At 68.0% G+C, this 18305-nt stretch carries 12 protein-coding genes and 1 pseudogene; 7 read left to right on the top strand and 6 right to left on the bottom strand.

Going from position 1 to position 18305, the window contains the following annotated elements:
* The 5 genes and pseudogenes from QZY03_RS30610 to QZY03_RS30590 form a co-directional block, all read right to left on the bottom strand.
* Positions 1 to 789: pseudogene (locus QZY03_RS30610) on the bottom strand (hypothetical protein); the annotation flags it as partial.
* A 369-nt stretch (positions 790 to 1158) separates the two neighbouring features.
* The gene (locus QZY03_RS30605) at positions 1159 to 5274 is read right to left on the bottom strand and encodes a YhdP family protein (protein WP_295587956.1); all 4116 of its coding nucleotides are present in this window, start codon (positions 5272 to 5274) and stop codon (positions 1159 to 1161) included.
* A gap of 77 nt (positions 5275 to 5351) precedes the next feature.
* Positions 5352 to 7106 (bottom strand): RyR domain-containing protein, encoded by a 1755-nt coding sequence (locus QZY03_RS30600; protein ID WP_295587954.1) that lies wholly within the window; start codon positions 7104 to 7106, stop codon positions 5352 to 5354.
* Positions 7103 to 7603 (bottom strand): gamma-glutamylcyclotransferase, encoded by a 501-nt coding sequence (locus QZY03_RS30595; protein WP_295587952.1) that lies wholly within the window; start codon positions 7601 to 7603, stop codon positions 7103 to 7105. The genes QZY03_RS30600 and QZY03_RS30595 overlap by 4 nt, the downstream gene beginning before the upstream one ends.
* Before the next feature lies 1 nt (position 7604).
* Entirely contained in the window at positions 7605 to 8192 is a 588-nt protein-coding gene (locus tag QZY03_RS30590) for a DJ-1/PfpI family protein (protein ID WP_295587950.1), read from the bottom strand.
* Between the two features lie 364 nt (positions 8193 to 8556).
* Between QZY03_RS30590 and QZY03_RS30585 the strand changes: the two genes are divergently transcribed.
* From QZY03_RS30585 to QZY03_RS30565, 5 genes are all read left to right on the top strand, one after another.
* Entirely contained in the window at positions 8557 to 9387 is an 831-nt protein-coding gene (locus tag QZY03_RS30585; protein ID WP_295587948.1) for a TOBE domain-containing protein, read from the top strand.
* Positions 9388 to 9683: 296 nt separating this feature from the next.
* Entirely contained in the window at positions 9684 to 10064 is a 381-nt protein-coding gene (locus tag QZY03_RS30580) for a hypothetical protein (protein WP_295587946.1), read from the top strand.
* Between the two features lie 199 nt (positions 10065 to 10263).
* Positions 10264 to 10941, top strand: coding sequence for a nitrogen fixation protein NifQ (locus QZY03_RS30575; RefSeq protein WP_295587944.1), 678 nt, complete (start codon positions 10264 to 10266; stop codon positions 10939 to 10941).
* Positions 10942 to 11335: 394 nt separating this feature from the next.
* Positions 11336 to 12733, top strand: a complete 1398-nt coding sequence (locus QZY03_RS30570; RefSeq protein WP_295587942.1) for an amino acid permease — start codon at positions 11336 to 11338, stop codon at positions 12731 to 12733.
* Between the two features lie 468 nt (positions 12734 to 13201).
* Positions 13202 to 13417 (top strand): Trm112 family protein, encoded by a 216-nt coding sequence (locus QZY03_RS30565; protein WP_211211526.1) that lies wholly within the window; start codon positions 13202 to 13204, stop codon positions 13415 to 13417.
* Positions 13418 to 13496: 79 nt separating this feature from the next.
* Here QZY03_RS30565 and QZY03_RS30560 read toward each other — a convergent pair whose 3' ends face one another.
* Positions 13497 to 14948 (bottom strand): nickel-dependent hydrogenase large subunit, encoded by a 1452-nt coding sequence (locus QZY03_RS30560; RefSeq protein ID WP_295587938.1) that lies wholly within the window; start codon positions 14946 to 14948, stop codon positions 13497 to 13499.
* 505 nt (positions 14949 to 15453) lie between these two features.
* On the opposite strand from QZY03_RS30560, the gene QZY03_RS30555 reads away from it, so the two are divergent.
* Both QZY03_RS30555 and QZY03_RS30550 read left to right on the top strand, forming a co-directional pair.
* On the top strand, positions 15454 to 15993 hold the full coding sequence (locus QZY03_RS30555) for a MerR family transcriptional regulator (protein WP_295587936.1): 540 nt from the start codon (positions 15454 to 15456) through the stop codon (positions 15991 to 15993).
* An 88-nt stretch (positions 15994 to 16081) separates the two neighbouring features.
* The coding region (locus QZY03_RS30550; RefSeq protein ID WP_295587934.1) for a TIGR02452 family protein at positions 16082 to 18305 on the top strand (2224 nt) is incomplete at its 3' end.

Genomic DNA, 18305 nt, shown 5'->3' with positions numbered 1-18305 from the left:
GTGACGGCTGGTGTTTTGGTCGACTTCAGACGATACCGCCGGTCTCCCGCTGCCGCCACCTCCGCAGGAGCCGCCGGCCCTGGTCCAGCCCACCCGTGCACAGCGCCCGGCCTCAGGCAAAAATGGCCAAAGTCGAGGTAATAACAGCGCGTCCGTCCAGATTCCGGACGTTGCATTGCCCGTGATGACGCTGTTCTCGACGATGAGTTGTGACTCGACACTGATGGCCGAATACGGCGTATACGCGTAGGACGCGCTCACGGCGATCCCCGCGGCCGCGCTTCCTTCGATGATGCTCTCGCGTACCGCAATGACGGCATTCCCCTGGGTGAGGGACGCCTGGATGGCGTCGGCACCCGCGTTGGCCAGCTTCAGCGATGCGATGGACAGGGAATCATCGATCTGAAAGATGCTCGACACCGCACCGCCGTCGATCGTCAGCACATCCTGTCCAGGGCCCTCCAGGGTCAGCGGATCGGTGACGGTGAGCGCCCCGGAGGTCAGCAGGATGGTGCCGGTGACGCGGGAGTCGAACAGGATGGTGTCGGGTCCGGGCGTGGCATTGGCATCGAGCACTGCCTGGCGCAGGCTGCCGGGGCCTGAGTCGTGGTGGTTGGCGACGGTGAAGTCGGAGGCCAGCGCGGGCAGCGGACAGGCCAGCAGCAGCGCCAGGCTGGCCGCTGATGCGACTTGACGGGTGGGCACTGGCCCGAGACAGGCATGGATCGCGTTGGCGAGGGCACGGATCCGGTGCGGCGGTTGGCAGGCAGTCGTGGTGCGGTGAGTCATCGGGGTTCCCTCTCAGGCGGACAGGTGGATTTGGTGTGTGGTCGGTAGACCGGCGCGGGCAAGCGCTGGAACGTCATTTGAACAAGGTGCGTGTCGCGGTGCGACGCGGAGACCTCAGGCGACGATTCCCGAGTGGGCTGTCGGGTGTTGCCGCCAGGCGATGCATGGTATCGACCGGGCGTTTCGTTTCAGCTTGTTATGCGATGTATAGGGTGGTCGTGCGGTTTTCGACCGGCCTTCGCCGAATCGTTTCACAATCTGAGATCTGTGTCACGCCTGGGGCGACGAGCGTTCTGGTATAAGCGACGGTCGGCGCGAGCGCGGTGAGTCGACGGTGGGTGTTACGCGGCGTCGTGCCGACGCCGCGGTTCATTCCAGAAAGGAATTGCCATCGTTTGGGCGCGGCTTGGTGGTCGGCGGGTTCGGGCGAACCGCCGCGGCGGTGCCGGTCTTCTCCCCCTGCGTGTCGGCCGCTCCGGCATTCCCGTCGCCGGGGCCAAGGCCCCCTGCAAACGGCTCCCACCCGATCCGGGTGAATTGCGGCTTGGCCCAGGGACCGGTCATCCGGTATTGGTAGCTGCCTAAACGGTCGATGGCGCCGCCGGAGACACGGTCGAGCAGGTAGACGGCCGCCCCCACCACCGGGCCGCCGGCCACGGTACTCGCCAGGGCGACACTGGTGCCGATGCTGGGTTCGACGGTGACTGTCTGATCAAAGGTGCGGGCGCGCAGGTCGGTGAAGCCGCTGACGCTGATATCGCTGGCCGGGCCATCGATCTCAAAGCGCTCCAGTCGCGCCTGGGCGTCGGCGATGTCGATGCGGCCCAGGATGCTTTCGAAGACGAACCCTTGCTCATAGAGATCACTGAAGTCCAGCGTGAGACGGCGGCCGATCTCACCCAGGTTGAGAAAGCCGAGCACCCGGCCGACGCCGGGCTCGACCGCGAGCAGCCGACCGGGGCCGATATCCAGCTCGATCCGTCCCTGGGAGCGTGTCAGATCGACGGACTCGAAACCGCCCGGCCAGCCGAGGCGCAGGCGTGCGTTGACGGTGGCCGGGCTCAGTCCGGCCGAATAGTCCAGGGCGCGCAGCAGTGGGCCGGTATCCGCGGATGCGAGGTCGAGGGACAGCCGACTGCGGCCACCCGTCGGGCTCTCCATCCAGTCGGCATCTCCTGTCACTTGGGTCTCGCCGAGGCCGTCGAAGCGGATGCGCGGGCAGCGCAGCCCGGCCACGTCGGGTCGCAGGTCCAGGCTCAGCCGGCCGAGCCGGGCCTCGCCCCAGCGCAGGTCCGCCACCCGCAGATCGACCGCGGGCAGGCGGCGGGCCGGGGTTGCGGGGCCGGCATCCTCCGCCGTCCCGGCGGGCAGCAGGGGCTGCAGGTCCAAACGTTCCAGATCCAGATCCAAGGGGGCGGCAGCCCCGGCGACCGGCAGACGGAGGTGCCCCGCTGCTTCCTTGGCGTCCAACCGCAGGTCCCAGTGCGTGTCGGCGGGCTGAGCGGTCTGGATCCGGGTGTCGGTGAGCTGCGCCCCGCCGAGGTCCAGCGCGGCGATGCGCAGATCGACCGACAGCGGGTCCAGGCGCGCTCCGGCGTTCGAGTCCGACTGGGCGCCGAGCGTCGGGGCGACCCGCTCCCACCAGTCGGACCAGGTCGGCAGGCTCAGTTGCGCAACCGCGCCGTCGATGACCAGGCCGCTGGCTGGTGTCGGCGACTGGTCGGTGGCTGACGCCGCCGCGTCCGGCAGCGCGCCCAAGGTCACTCGACCGCGTTCGAGTCGCGGCGCGGCCGGCCCCAAGGCCAGGTCGAGGTCCAGGGTTAGTCCTTCCAGACCTCCCTTGATGGTCAGACCGCGGCTGGGGACCAGCGCGCCGGTCAACGCCAGGGGGCGCGTCTGGTCCGCGATTTTGCCGAATGGCGGCGGCAGGTCCAACCCCAGACCGCGCAGGTCCGAGTGCAGTCGCAGCGCCAGCGGCAGGCTGGGGTCCTGGAGACCGGCGTTGCGCAGATCGACGTCCAGTTCCCAGGCCAGGTCGCCGGAGGCCAGGCGCCAGGCGGTCGTCGGGAACCGAGCGGCCAACTCGGTGACCGGCATCCGGGCGTGCGCACGGATTTCGGTGGTGGCCGATTCAGCCGCGCCCGGGTTGCGGGTGGCGATGGCGACGGTGACCGGCCGTCCCCAGAGCTGCGCGCGGATGGCCTCGGCGTGCAGTGAGTTGCCGGTAAAGCGCAGTTCGCCGGTGAGTTCGCTCAGCGCCACCGGGGTGCCGGTCAGGCTGAGGTTGGCCGGCTCGGGCCAGGACAGACGCCCGTCGACGCCCAGAAGTCCGCCTTTGATCAAAGGGACGTCCAGGTCCAGGACGAGTTGCGAGCGGCCCTGGACCACGAACACGCGGGCGAGCGGTCCCAGGTGTTGTGCCAGCGGGCTTTCACCGAGGAGACGCAGGCCGTCGGCGAAGGGTCCAGCCCCTTCGCCGTGGATCAGCATCCGCGTCGGCTTCCAGAGGTCCGGGATGGCAGTGCGTCCCTCGCTCAAGGCAGTGTCGTAAATGCGCCCACTGTCCATCCGGATATCGAGCCCTTGATTCAGGAACCGCAGTTCCCCGGCGGACGCGACGATGGGCGGCCAGCCGGGCTGGTAGTCGAGCACCAGATCCCGGTAGTCCAGCAGTAACTCGAAGCGCCCCTCCTGCTCACGAAACGGGTATTTCTTGAGCGGGCCGCGGACCAGCAGATCGGCTTGCGGCACCCGTCCCGCCGCCAGCGCCTGAGTGAGCCAGTGGGTGAGTTCCGGTTTGATCACGCCGACCGGCAGATAGCGCCGGACTTTCGCGACATCGGCGTCGGACAGGTGGGCGCGCAGGTCGAGGAAGGGTCCGTTTGCGGGGTCGGCGGCGGGTGCGGGCCAGTCCAGGGCGAGGCGCACGCGCCCGGACAGGTCGACGTTCTCCAGCACCAGATTGCGGCCTTGTACGTGCACGCCGTCGGAGTCGCGCCGCCAGGTCAGGGACCCGCTGAACTGATCCAGATGAATGGGTTGGTCGACCAGTGGCCGCAGGTCCAGGTCGAGCGCGGAGCTGCCGAGTTGCAGGCCGCCGCCGTCTTGATCCGCCTGCAGCCGGGCGCTCAGGCCGGCGAAGCCGGGGATGCGCGCGTGCTGCTCCAGGGCGAGTCCATGGCCCAGGGCCGCCGCCTGCCAGGTCAGCGCCCCCCCCGGCGCGACCGCGAGCCGCAAGGCCAGACCTTTGATTTGGCCGCGGGGGCGCACGGCCGCGAGCAGACCGGGGTTCAGGGGGGACTGCCACGGCAAGGCACGCAGCAGTGTGGTGATGGTTGCCAGTTCGAGCGCTGCGGCAGTCAGATCCAAGGCCCGCAGGCCGCCCTGAGCGGACAGTCGCAGGTCGAGGTCCAGGTCGTGCAGCGCGGCCCCGTCGACCCGCAGTTCCAGGTCGGCCACCCCGATCTGCCAGCCGTCGGCCAGTGGAGCGACGCGGATCAGACCGCCGAGTTGCTCCAGGGTGACCGCTGTCGATGGCGCCGCGGACCGGCGCGCGGAATCAGCAGGCGCTGGCGCCGGATCCGCGTCCATGCGGGTCGCTGCGGGGGCCGTCAGCGTGAGGCCGCTGACGTCGATGCGGTTGATGCTTTCCGTGAGCGCGCCCGCGCGTAGCTGGCTCCAACTCTCCAGCCGGACGCCGGCGGTGTGAATCCGATCCGGATCGACCAGCGTCCAGGGTAGCCAGGCGGCCAGATCCGTTGCCGCCAGGTTGACATAGACGCGACCACCCCAGCCGCCCAAGTCCCGCGCGTCTCCTTGCAAGTCGGCGAGCACCTGCACGCGGGTGGCGCGCGGACGCGCCGCGCCGGAGTCCGCGGTCGCGGCCGGTGCCTGGGCAATCAATTCCAGTTGGTGGGTTAACCCCGTGTTGTGCAGACGCAGCCGCACATCAGTGAGACGAATCGCCTCGCTCCCCAGTGCGTCGTCGCGAATCAGGACCTCGCTCTCGGTGAGATTGAGTCGTCCCTGGTCCAGGAACAGTTCCAGGGCCCGCGGGTCATCGGTGTTGAGCGCGCCGAGTCCAGCCACGCTGATCCGCCCGTCCGGTTTGCGCTCGATGATGAGCCGTGCGCCCACCAGGGTCAGCGAGCGAATCTGGGGCTTGCCGGTGCGTAACGACGCAATGGGTTCCAGGTCCAGTTCCAGGGCCTGAAGACGCAGCAGGTCGCTGCCGTTCTCCGGGCAGGTGAGCACCGCGTTGCCGAGCACCAGCCGGGGAAACCAACCGGACAGGCGCAGGGTCAGCGTCTCGACCCGCAGCGGATAACCGAGCCGCTGCGACAGCGTTTGTATGATCGCGTCGCGATAGTGATCGGTGACCGGCAGTGCCAGGCGCAAGGTCGTCATCAGCAGCGCGAGCAGGATCAGGCCGATCGTACCGATCCACGCGAGTCGGGTGAGCAAGTGGTCAGTGAGGCGCATCATCGGGGCGGGTCGCAGTTCATCACCGTGCGGTGTCGGGTGGCCGGGAGGTCCATCATCAATGGGTACCGCGCGCCTCATCAATAGTCGAAATTCCAGTCGACGCGGCGCTCGACCGGGTCCAGGAGGACGCGTTTGGCCCCCGCGTTCTCCAGCGGGCCGGACCCCACAACCAGTTGAATATCGGCACGCCGCGCGAACCAGCGCGTCAGTTCGCCGGGGGCCGGCAGGCTGATCCGTCGTTCCGCGCGTGCAATCAGCGCCAGCAGTTCATGGCGGGCAGCGTCATCGGGCTGCGCGGCCAGGGTGTGGGCAATCGGTTGCGGGCAGAGCAGGAACAAGCCGGCCGCGACGCGGTCCAGCGCGAGACGGGTGATCAGGCGTGCGCCGGGCTCGGCGAGGGTGGCGGAAAATACCAGCGTACGATCCGGATAACGCGCGGCCAGCCGGTCCAGCACCTGCTCGGCCAAGCGCTGCAAGGCACCAGCGGCGAGGGCATCAGCGGGGAGCGCCGTGTTCGGTTCGGTGATACCCAGGATCAGCATGCGCACCACCCCGAGTGCCGAGCGGGCGAGCAGGGTCGGTACCCCGCGCACCGCGAACCGGTCCAGATCCTTCATGGGTTCGCTGAGATCCCGATAGGGGATCAATTGCGGGTGGTGTTTACGGGCGTTATCACGCACCGGGGCATAGCTCCAGCCGTCCAGGTGGCGATCCGCGGCCCAGCGCAGATGCTCGATGACCGCCAGCCGCTCGGCCTCCAATGGAGCGAAGGCAAAGGACCCGCCCCGTTCTTCGGGCACGGCGCGGCAGTCCATCACGGCGAGTTTTGCCCAAATATGATCTGCCTGATGCCGATTGGCCTCCCGATAGGAGGCGGTCAGTGCGGGCCAGGGTCGGCCGGCGGGCTCGCGCTCCGGATCGCGTCCCTGAGCGGCAATGCTGTCGGTGTAGTGTTCGTGGATGCTCTGGGCGAGCGCGTCGCCGCGACCGTCCAGGAGCACCTGGGGGCGGCAGGCCTCGGTGAGATAGGAAAAGGGAAAGGTCTGCCCGTCCCAGTCCGCCAGGGTGCCGTCCGGGATCGCGTCCCCGACCTCCAGCAGGATCGGCGGGGAAACCCCCTGATCCGCGGCGAGCCGCTGGGCGAGAGCGATGGCGTCGTCCGGTCCGGCGCACACCAGGACTTGGGTGACCGGCGGCAGTGCGGCGAGCCCTCCCAGGTCCGCACCGATCCAGCGCAGGTCAGCCACCTGGCCGGCCTGCGGATAGGCACCGGCAAAACGTGCCTGGACAGCGGGGTCAATGCCGGTGATGGTAATCGCGGGCCGCTCCTCGCCGTAGGGGATCAGCCGCAGCGCCTGGACCACCAGAGCGCGCGCCGGGGGCGCGAACCCGGCGACCAGCAGGTGAGGGCGCTGGTCGAAGCAGGGGTCCAGACCGCAGTGCAGGGGCCAGCGCTCCAGCAGCACCCGCGCGGCCCGATCTTCGATGGCGAAGGTCTCCAGCGAGATCGGTCCGGCGGGGTCCAGATCCGGCAAGGGCGGCGGCGGGTCGGCCTGAACCATGAGGATCAGCCGCAGCGGGGCGGTCCGGCGACCGCGTCCGCGGCTGCCACCCAGGCGTTGGATCAGGCCGGCGACCAGGCGTCCCGGTGCCGGCGGATCGGCCAGGATCAGGGTCCGGCAGGCGCCTGGTTTGAGATCGGCCAGCTCGGCGAGGGCGACGACGCGGACACGCCGCCCCGCGCGGCGCAGACTGTCGAACACGCGGCCGACCAGGGGCGAGGCGCCGGCGACCCACACCGGCGCCTCACCGAAACACTGAAAGAACTTCATTCTGTTGGCTTGGTGTTGCGGTGTGTCGCGTCTTCAACACCCGCCGACAGTGGCGCGGTGACCTGGGGCATGGCCGCGGCTGGTCGGCGGGGGCGGTTCTTGGCGTCGCGGGTGCCGCGCACACCAGCCGCACGGTAGGAGTTGGGGTCGGCGGCGAAGGTGCGCCAATCGCCGCCCGGGATCACCTGACGATGGCGGCGCCGGCCACGGTAGAGATAGATCCAGGCGCGGCCATAGGGGGTCGCGATCAATTGGCGGTCGTAGAGTCTGGGGTATTCCTCCAGCCGGTCGAGCCGACCGAGTCCGGCGGTGTCGATGCGAAAGACCTCGCCCAGGATCGCGCTGCCGCCCCGCACCGCGCCCGGATAGGCGCCGACGCGCAGCAGGGTGAAGCAGGGTGCGGTGCGGTGCAGGCCAAGCCAGGTGCAGTTGTCGAGCAAGTGGTGGTTGACCTCACCGCGCAGCAGGGTGCCATAGACGAAAACTTGGTGATCCAAATCAGGTCTCGATACGCGTGCCCAGGACCTCCAGGAACTTGCGCATCCACTCGGGGTGGGCCGGCCAGGCCGGGGCGGTGACCAGGCGGCCGTCCGTATAGGCGTTGGAGAAGGTCTCGTTGACCTCGCACCAGAGCGCACCGGCGCGCTCTACGTCGGGGCGCACGGCCGGGTAGGCGGTACAGCGCTTGCCGTCCAGGACCCCGGCCGCGGCGAGGATCTGTTGGCCATGGCAGACCGAGGCAATCGGCTTGTCGGCGGCGGCGAAATGACGCACGATTTCAATGACTCGTGGGTTCAGCCGCAAATATTCGGGGGCACGGCCGCCGGGGATGACGAGTGCGTCATACCGTGCCGGATCGACCAGCGAGAAGTCCGTATTGATCGCGAACAGGTGTCCAGGTTTCTCGCTGTAGGTCTGGTCGCCCTCGAAGTCGTGGATAGCGGTGCGGACCCGGTCGCCCGGCTGCTTATCGGGACAAACCGTGTGGACCTTGTGTCCGACCATCTGCAGCATCTGGAAAGGGACCATCGCCTCGTAGTCCTCGACGAAGTCACCGACCAGCATCAATATCGTTTTCGCCGCCATGGGACTGTCCTCCGGATTGCTTGGGATTTGGTTACAGCGAAACTATAGCATTGCCTCCCGTCCTCACGCTGGATCGGCGCAGGCCGCCGTCGGCAGCGCGGCTGATGGTGGATGCGCTGCGCTTATCCACCCTACGAAACCAGCTCCGCTGTAGGGTGGATAAGGCGCGCCGCTCGGTGTCATAGACCCGGCACGTCGGTCGCGCGCGCCGCATCCACCTAGGGGTCGCGCGATGCTGCCCAAATGTGGAATTGCCGGCGCCCGTTGCAGCGCCTTGTAGACCGTTCGGATGAGGCGTAACATGGTCGCGGATTATGGGGTCAGTTATATGATTTAATTAATATTTATAAGAGGCAGCACCTGAGTGAGCACGCCGCACAAGTCCCGGAAGAGCGAGCGCCCGCTGCGGGTCGACGGCGCGTTTTGGCTCGACGTAAATGATGTTGCTTTCCTTGGGGAAGAACGCATCGCTCTCCTAGAGCAGATCGGTGAACGCGGTTCCATCACCCAGGCGGCCAAGGGTGTCGGCGTCAGCTACAAGGCCGCCTGGGACGCCGTGGACGCGATCAACAACGCCTCCCCCAAGCCCTTGGTGGAGACCGCCACCGGCGGCCGCGGCGGCGGCGGGGCCCGGCTGACCGACGAGGGCCGGCGCCTGATCGCGGCCTATCGCACCATTGCCGGCGAGTACCGGCGCTTTCTGGACGGCATCAACGCGGCCATGGGCGACTCGGGCGCGGCGCTCGACCTGCTGCGGCGCCTCGCCATGCGCACCAGCGCCCGTAACCAGTTGTTCGGCCGGATCGTCGCGGTGACCGCGCGCACCGTGGATGCGCAGATCGAGATCGAGATTCAGGGCGGCGACCGTCTCAGCGCCGGGGTCACCAACGAGAGCGTCGAAGCCCTGAGCCTGCGCCCCGGACGCGCGGTCTGGGCGCTGATCAAGGCGGTTGCCGTCGGCATCGGCCGCGAGCCGGACCCGCAGGCCCGGCCCGGCACCAATACCCTGTGCGGCCTGGTTCAGCGCATCACCCGCGGTGACGGGCCGGCCGAGGTCGTCATCGCCATGCCGTCCGGTGTCACGGTCCGCGGGGTGATCGCCGCGGATCTGCTCGACCGCCTGGCAATCGCCGAGCACACCCCAGCCTGCGCCATCTTCCCGGCCTCCAGTGTCATCGTTGGGGTGGACAACTGAGGTTGCTGCTCCGGATGGCGAGTGCCCCCGTCCGTCCTCCCGGACCCGGAGGCTGACCGCGCGGCTGCAATCCACATTGCATATCGCTCGACGGATAAGCCGGGTCGGACTGAAGAAAAACCTTGCGCGAGGTGCCCGACTGAATAAAAGTTTGGCCCTGTCAAGAAAATTCCGTTCCGATCGCCGTGACTGAGTCATGAACAGCCCCCTGCATCCCCCGCGGACCCCGACCGGCCCGGTCGGCTACGCCTGGGTGGCGGACCGATTGGGTGCGCCGGTCTTCCCTGGTACGCCGGGTGGTCGATCTCCACAATGCCGTGGTCAACAACCCACTGGCGCTGGCCTCTGCGTTCCGCACCGAGCAAAACCGGCTCCAAAAAGGCGGCATTCCCGGTCCTGCGGGCGTGTCATACGTGCCCCCGGCGCCGAAACTGTGCGCCGAGCTCATGGACGCGCTACTGCATCTGGCCAACCGGCCGCCGGCCGGCCTCGACCCGCTCGTACTTGCCGGAATCGTCTCCTTTCCAACCTCACTCTTTTCGCTTTCCAGAACCGAGGGCTGTCCAAGCGTCGGCGCAAGCAAAGCGCTGGGATCGCTGGAAAGAGAGCCAATCCCAACCAGGATAGCGCTGCTGATCCAGAACGGAAATCAAGCATTCGTCGCACACCTGGTTTGATTCTTGTATCGTTTTTGGTCGGCTGCGGTCGGCGACTGACCGCCGCGGCGTCCTGCAACACGCGTACAGCGATGCGCTGGTGGTTGCGTCGCGTACGGTGTTGTCGCACCTGAGCACGGTGCGGTTTGCGCGCGCAGTGCGCCCGGTCAGCCGCTGTCGCGGGGCGGCCAACAACCAACGTCATTGAGGTCAAGACCCCATGGAATTCCAAGCGCGAGCAACCGGGTTCGTCAGTCTTCCCGCGCGGACGTCTTCCACGACGGCTGCCGACCCGACCCTTGAGCCCGCGCCCGATTGGGCTGCGGCGCCCTCAGTCGGTGCACATCCGTCGATGCCGGGTGATCAGACCCTGCTGCGGGTTGCCCGCGACCCGACGGACCCGCTGACCCTGGCCTTTGCGGGCGTGATCGGACGGGCCCTGGCCGCCGGTCAGTGTCCATTGATCCGCGGATTGCCGGAGTCGGATTTTCGCCGACTGCTGGACGCCTACTTCCCGGCGACCGAACTGACGAATGGCGATCCCGGCCGCGACGCTGCCTCGTTGGACGAACTTCAGGATCTCCTGGATCTGCTGATGGAGTTCCGGCGGGAGCCGAGCGAGCGGCTCACCTGGCTCAGTCACGCGATTGCGTCCGCGGCCATGCGCGACAATCACCTGTGGCAGGATATGGGGCTGCCGAACCGGCCCTTGTTGACCCGACTGATGACGGAGCACTTTCCGGAGCTGGCAAAGCGCAACGTCGGGGATATGAAATGGAAGAAGTTTTTCTACCGTCAACTGTGCGAGCGTGCCGAGGTGCCGATCTGCAAGTCGCCCAATTGTGCGGACTGCGTCGATTATCAGGCGTGTTTCGGCCATGAGCATGACCCTAACTGAACCGGGCTGTCAGCGCTGAAAGGAGCATCAGCCACCCACGAAGATGAATGTCCCTCGTGGGAGCGGCGTCCCGCCGCGATGCGGTGCCGCGGTGACCTCTAACGCTTCGGCGACGCGCCCGGCCCCGTCGCGGCGGGACGCCGCTCCCACAGGGTCGCAGCGCGACTTTCACGGTCAAGCCTCGATATCCAGTCTTTTTGCGGCGGGAACAACGAAGTCCCCAATAGCGAACTGTGCTTGCGCCGAGAAACCGCGATAATCGCCGACAGGATCGGCCTGGTCCGCTCAACCATGCGGGAATCGAGGTATGCGATCATCCCATCGCGTTTACGCGCGTTCATGCGCGGCTAAACGTGCTTCATCCGGTGTTCAGGTGCATTTTGTCGGAGGTCGTATGCGACTGTCGGGACTGCTGCGGACCAAATCGATCAACGCGGATCACAGCCTGGGCGGGCCGGCGCTGCGCCCGGTGCTCGGTCCGGTGGACCTGACCCTGCTCGGGATCGGTGCCATCATCGGCGCCGGCATCTTCGTGCTGACCGGGGTGGCCGCGGCGACTCAGGCCGGACCGGCCATCATCCTGTCCTATCTGGTGGCGGGAACGGCCTGTGCCTTCAGCGCCCTGGCCTACGCGGAACTGGCCGCGTCCATCGGCGGCTGCGGCAGTGCCTATGGCTACAGTTACGCGGGCCTGGGCGAGATCGTGGCCTGGATGATCGGCTGGGACCTGATCCTGGAATATTCGGTCGCGACCTCGGCGGTCGCCATCGGCTGGTCGGCCTATGCCGATAATGCACTGGAGGCGGTCGGGCTGGCGCTCCCTCTGGTCCTGCAGCAAGGTCCGCTGGAGGGCGGTTGGATCAACCTGCCGGCCGCACTGATCGTGCTGACGCTGGGTGTGCTGCTGAGCATCGGGGTGCGGGAAAGCGCGCGGGTCAATGCGGTGATGGTGTTGGTCAAGCTGTCCGCCATCGCGGTGTTCGTCATCGTCGCCGCATCCCATGTGGAGCCGGCCAACTGGAGTCCCTTCATGCCTTTCGGCTGGAGCGGCGTGATGGGCGGGGCAGCGCTGATTTTCTTTGCCTATATCGGCTTCGATGCGGTCTCGACCGCGGCCGAAGAGGCGCGCAATCCCCAGCGTGACCTGCCGATCGGCATTCTTGTCTCGCTCGCGGTGTGCACGGTGATCTATATCCTGGTCGCCGGACTGCTGACCCTGGTGGTCGCCTACCCCTCGCTGAACGTCGGCTCACCGGTGGCGGATGTGATGCTGCGCCTCGGCTATCCCTGGGCGGCCGGGGTGATCGCGGCCGGGGCCATTGCCGGATTGACCACGGTGATGCTGGTGCTCTATTACGGGCTGACACGGGTGTTTCTGGCCATGTCGCGCGATGGGCTCCTGCCCCCGGTCTTTGCCCGGGTTCACCCGCGTACCGCGACTCCGGTCCGCGTGATCCTGATCAGTGGGTTGTTGATGGCGGCCATCGCGGGGTTCACCCCGATCGGGCAGGTGGCCGAGTTGGTCAATATCGGCACCCTGGCCGCGTTCTTTCTGGTGTGCCTGGGCGTGATCTGGCTGCGTTATACCCATCCGGACCTGCCGCGCCCCTTCCGCACTCCCTGGTCGCCGCTGATCCCGCTGCTCGGCGCCGCCGCCTGTCTGTACCTGGCGTTGCAACTGCCGCTGATCACCTGGCTGCGCTTCGGTCTGTGGTTGCTGCTGGGGTTGGTCATCTACTTCGCGTACTCGCGCCGGCATAGCGCGCTGGCGGTGGCGGAGTCGGGCGCGTAGAGCCGTCGTACCTGATATCCGGACAGTCCCTGACACTGGTGGCGAATTGCGCTCAAACGGGCGTATCCGCCGCACCGGCTTGACTCAGTTCCGGAATGTCTCACGCCAAGGCGCCAAGACGCCAAGGTTCTTCAAGCGCTATCGAAACCGGAGGCGCTCGCGGGGTGACGGGGGTCACCGCAGGATTGCGCTTTTCTTGGCGTGCTTGGCGCCTTGGCGCGAGATACGTTCTTTCCAGGCTCCGCGGTCGGGAGAATTCGCCACCAGTGTCAGTCTCTCGGTGTAGGGGCGGGTTTGAAGCCCGCCCCTACGGCCGCAACGACGATCGCGGCCGCCGCGAGGACGCCATCACCCCGCGCTTTACCGCGACCGCGCCCTGAGTCCATCATCGCCGCTTGGCGCTGGGTCGGCCGCGCGGAGCGGCCCCGCGCAATCCCTTTCGACCTCAAGAACATCTGGAGAATCCGTATGCTGGACAAGAATCTGCTGGAGATACTGGTGTGCCCCGTGACCAAGGGGCCGCTGATTTATGACAAGGCGCGCTCGGAGCTGATCTCGTGTTCCGGCCGTCTGGCCTATCCGGTGCGCGACGATATCCCGGTGATGCTCGAAGAAGAGGCGCGTCCGCTGACCGCCGAGGAGGCGGAAGCGTATCGCAAGGGTGGGGTCGCCGAGGCGGGTTGAGGGCGCGGCCGCACAAAGCGCTGAATGGGGCCTTGTCGGCATCCGGACTGCCATAACGGCCGTGTCGGATGTGGCCTCCTCAATGCACGGTACAGACCATGCAGGGATCGAATGACCGCACGATATGTTGGACGCTGATGGGGGTGCGTTCCCCTGGGCGCACCGGGGCGCCGACCAGGGCTTGTTCGAGCGCGCCGGGGATGTTCCCCCGGTCGCGGGGTGAGAAATTCCAGGTGGTGGGGGCGATGATCTGATAGGTGTGGATGCGCCCCTTGCGCACCCGCAGCCAGTGACCCAGGCTGCCGCGGGCGGCCTCCACCAGACCGGCGCCCTCCGCCTCATCGGGCAATTCGCCGTGGCTGCAGAAGGGTTCGCCCGGCACCAGCCGACGTATCCAGTCGTCCATGGCCAGAGTCACCCGGGCCGTTTCCAGCAGGCGTGCGATCACGCGATTCTGCACATTGCCGCCACTGTGTGCCACCAGATCGCGGATCAGGGGATGCCCGTCGACCATCTGGCGGGCCAGGGCGCCGACCTCGACCACCTGCCCATCCAGACGCGGCGCCTTGCACCAGGTGTAGCCATCCGGACGGTCCAAGTCCGGCAGAGTGACCCCCTGGGACGGATGCAGGGGCGCCTCGCCGCCCAGCATCCGGCTGTGGCTCAGATCTTCGGTGATGGTCGCGAGATCCAGGTGCCGGGGGCCCTGGTGGTCCCACAGGCCGTAGCGCAAGAGCCGCCGGGCGCCGATCAGATAGTTCCCGAAGCTCATGAAGCGGTCGGTCGCACGGCCGAGCCGATCCAGGCCGAGCTGGTGCGAACAGTGCAGGAAATGTCTGAAGTCGCTGCTGTGCGGCGGCCGGGCGGCAGTCCAGCGTCCCAGGGCCGCGCCGCTGTCCAGGGCGACGATGGCGTCGAGGGTGTCGCCGAAGGTCCGGGTCTCCAGGAACCGGCGGAAGGCACCGAGGATGGCCAGCAGCCGCAGCCGCTCCTGGGCCTGGATCGGCCGGGCGGAGCCGCCCGGTTGCAGGCTCAGCGAGTGCGGCCACTTGCCGGCCAGGAGGCCCATCAGGTGCAGGAATTGCGCGCGTGCGGGCGGCCACTCGCGGGCGGCTGTCCCGGTATGGGCGCGGAAGCGTGCCGCCGCTGGTCCGTACCAGGGCTCGGCGGCATAGACCGCGCGCGCGAAGTCCGGCATGAAGAAAAGATAGAAATGGGTGAGATGATCGGCCAGGTTCTCGGCAGCCAGCATGAGATTGGTGGCCAGGTCGCCGTTGGGCGGCATTTGCAGGTTCTGCGCATCGGCCAGGGCGTAGGCGGCGGCCATGGACTGGGAGACGGAGCAGATGCCGCACAGGCGCGGGGTCAGCACCAGGGCGTCGCGCGGGTCCTTGCCTTGCAGGATCTGCTCGAAGCCCCGGTACAGCGGCGCGTTGGCCCAGGCTTGGGTGACCTGCCCGTCGGTGATCTCAAGCCGGACCTCCAGGTCCCCTTCGACGCGGTTGAAGGGTCCGACGGTGATCAATGCCACGCGGGATCACCGTGATGGCGCGGTTTGTCCATTAGGGACCGCCTTTGGTGTCTTGGTCGTAATCGAGTTTATCGCAGCGCCAAGGATGCTCTCGCAGGCGTTTATCATCGTTGTGACCCGTGTTCGGGCGTCGTATAAGATGTCGAGGCTTGACGATGAAAGTCGCGCAGCGACCCTGTGGGAGCGGCGTCCCGCCGCGATGGGGCCGGGCGCTTAGCCCTACCGTTCGAGGTCTCCGCAGCACCCATCGCGGCGGGACGCCGCTCCCATGGGGGACATTCATCTTACTCGTTGCGGGCGCCGCCGTGGTGGACCAGGTCGTCCGCGGTCAGGCCGTTCAGGGCCAGTGCCGAGAGTCTCGACCTGAGATCGCACCAGAGCAGGTCAGCCCCTTTCACCATACTGCGAAACAGCCCCGACCGGGCACGAACCGCCCTCCTTGGTCTTGCAGTATCTCGCCTGTCGATATATTGACAGTGCCACTGTTTGATGTATAGTTAAGCCCATGACTGACCCACTCGACATCAACACCCTCAGCCGCGAGACCGGCGTCCCCGTGCGCACCATCCGCTACTACCTGGCGGAGAAACTGCTGCCGGCGTCGGCGGGGCGGGGGCCGGCCGCGAGCTATGGCGCCGGCCACCGCGACCGCCTGCGGCTGATCCGGCGCTTGCAGGAGGCCCACCAGCCGCTGGCCACGATTCGGGCGCAGTTGGAGGCCCTCGATGATGCCGGTGTGGCCGCGGCGCTGGTCGAACCGGGCGCCGTGCCGGATGCTCCCGCGACGGCCTACGACTATGTGCGCCAGGTGTTGGGCAAGCCCGCCCGGCATGGCGAACCGCCCGCCGGTGCCGCGCGACCGGAACCCGCGGCCGCGCCTGCACCACCGCCGATCGCACGGCCACCGCACCGCAGCACGTGGGAGCGCATCACCCTGCACCCGGATATCGAGTTGCATGTGCGTCGACCGCTCGCCCGCGCCGACCAGCGTCGGCTCGACGCCCTGCTGGAGCAGGCGGAGCGGCTGTTCAGCACCGCGCCCTGACCAGGACTCCACCCACCAAGACCCAACCGGGCAGGCGCCGACCCCAGCAGTCCCCGTCCGCCGCTACGACAACCTGAAGGAGACGCCCATGTCCGCCATTGCCGAGAGCCTGTCACGCGTCGTCGTCGGAAACGTCCGGATCACGGCCGACGCTGACGGCGCCGACGCGCCGAACCCTGAGGCCCGCGACCGGCTGGGGCTCACGCTGGACACCGACCGCCGACTGATCCGCGCGGCCGGTCTGAGCGAACGCTTTCTGCACCTGCGACTGCGCGTCCCGCGCCTCAGCGGCGAGCGCGCCCCGGTCGACCTGGCCTTGGCGCTCGACCGCTCGGGGTCGATGGGCGGTGACAAGTGGCCGCGCGCCCGTGAGACCGCCCTGGCGGCTATCGACCGTCTCGGACCCCGTGACCGGATCGCCTTGGTGGTCTTCGACGACCGCATCAAGACCGTCCTGCCACTGACTCATGCGGGTGCCGATGTCCGGACCGCGGCCAGCGCGGCACTCAGCCAAGTTGGTCCTCGCGGGACCACCAATCTTGGCGAGGGTTGGCTTACCGCCTGCGGTCTGATCGGCCGCGAGCCCCCGAACGAGCGTCTGCGCCGCTGCTTCGTGCTCACTGACGGTCAGGCCAATGTCGGCATCGTCGATCCCGCTGAGCTTGCCGTTCACGCTGCGCAACTGCTTGCGCTTGGCGTCCGTACCAGCACCTTCGGCGTCGGCGACGACTACAACGAGTCACTGCTCGGGCCGCTGGCGGATGCCGGCGGTGGTGCCTTCCATGACATCGCCAGTGCCGAGGATATCGCGGGCGTCATCGGGCGAGAACTCGGGGACGCACTCGCCGTGGTCTGCGCCGATCCCCACGTGCACCTGTCATGGGACGGGAGCCTTAAGGTGAAGGCCCTGGGCGCCTGGCGTACCAAGACCGGGGACCATGCCCTCAGCATCCATCCCGGCGACCTGGTGAGCGGACAGGTACTCGACCTGCTGGTCAGCGTCCGCTTCCCGCCGGGCGCCATGAACGCCGATTGCCCGCTGCGAGTGCAGGTCAACGACGGCGACCGCTCCCTGGCTGCGGCCGACTTCCGCTGGACCTGGGTCGACGATGCCGCCCGCAAGTCCCAGCCCCGCCAGGTCGAGGTCGAGCGTCGGGTCGCCGAGCACCTGGCCCATCAGGCACGTTACGACACCGCGTCGGCCAACCGCGAGGGCGATCTCAAGCGGGCACGCACGATCCTGCGCGATGCCGCCAAGCGGATTCGCGACTATGGCGGCAAAGACCCGGTGCTGTTGGATCTGGCCGCCGCGCTGGAGTCCGAGGTCGAGCGCCATCGCCAGGCCCTGGGCAGCCGGGGCGCCAAGGAGGCCGTCTATGGATCGGGCAATGTCCTGCGTGGCCGCGGAGCGCGCGGGGAGCGCATCCGGGATCAGGCGGGACCGGCGCAACGCGATGCCGCCCGGTTGGCGTATCTCCCCTGTCAGGACGGCCCGGAACGCGCCGAACGCTGCCGCACGCTGAGCAAGATCCCGCGCGAACAGGCCGCGGCCCTGGGACAGTCGGCACTGGCCGCGATTGCGGCGGGGACCTATCCGAACGCGGCCGTGCAGCCCGTGCACTGGGGTGCCGCCGTGGCCGCGGCCGTCGCTGCCAAACTCAGCCTGTCGGCGGATGCCGTTCTGCCCCAGGAGGGGCCGCTGGGGTTCACCGTCACCCAAGTCCAGGTCGTCAACGAGAGCACGCTCGCCACCGCGCGGCGCCTCACGGCGACGGCCCGGCGCGTGCTGGTACTCAATTTCGCCAACGGACTCCACCCCGGCGGCGGCTTCCAGCAAGGCAACCGGGGTCAGGAAAGTCTGCTGTGCCGCTCCAGCGCGCTCTTCGCCACCCTGGCCGGCGATCCCATGTACACGGCTCACGCCGCGAGACCCCTGCCGGACTCGACTGACTGGGCGATCCTCTCCCCGGACGTGCCGATCTTCCGCGCCGATGACGGCACGCCGCTGGATCAGCCCTGGCCGCTCGGTATCCTGACCTGTGCCGCGCCCTACGCGCCCAAGCTGGGCCAGGAGGCCGCTGCCGACCAGATGCAGCCCCGCATCCGCCGCGTGTTGGCCATCGCGCGCGCTTTCGGCTACACCGGGCTGGTCCTCGGCGCCTGGGGCTGCAGGACCTACGGTAACGACCCGGCCCGCATCGCGGCCATCTTCCATGAGGCGCTCCAGGAACAGGCCGGCGCCTTCCAGTCAGTGGTTTTCGCCATCGCTGACTGGTCGCCGGAGCGCCGCTTCCTGGCCCCCTTCGCCGCGG

The organism is uncultured Lamprocystis sp. (assembly GCF_903933125.1).
Lineage (GTDB): Bacteria > Pseudomonadota > Gammaproteobacteria > Chromatiales > Chromatiaceae > Thiodictyon.
Note: the sequence above shows the minus strand (reverse complement) of the source record. Positions and strands in the feature narration are given on the sequence as shown.

Bases quoted from the DNA above. Each gene is read 5' to 3' on its own strand.
- QZY03_RS30605 (WP_295587956.1), bottom strand. From the start codon at position 5,274: ATGATGCGCCTCACTGACCACTTGCTCACCCGACTCGCGTGGATCGGT.
- QZY03_RS30600 (WP_295587954.1), bottom strand. From the start codon at position 7,106: ATGAAGTTCTTTCAGTGTTTCGGTGAGGCGCCGGTGTGGGTCGCCGGC.
- QZY03_RS30590 (WP_295587950.1), bottom strand. From the start codon at position 8,192: ATGGCGGCGAAAACGATATTGATGCTGGTCGGTGACTTCGTCGAGGAC.
- QZY03_RS30575 (WP_295587944.1), top strand. From the start codon at position 10,264: ATGGAATTCCAAGCGCGAGCAACCGGGTTCGTCAGTCTTCCCGCGCGG.
- QZY03_RS30570 (WP_295587942.1), top strand. From the start codon at position 11,336: ATGCGACTGTCGGGACTGCTGCGGACCAAATCGATCAACGCGGATCAC.
- QZY03_RS30565 (WP_211211526.1), top strand. From the start codon at position 13,202: ATGCTGGACAAGAATCTGCTGGAGATACTGGTGTGCCCCGTGACCAAG.
- QZY03_RS30555 (WP_295587936.1), top strand. From the start codon at position 15,454: ATGACTGACCCACTCGACATCAACACCCTCAGCCGCGAGACCGGCGTC.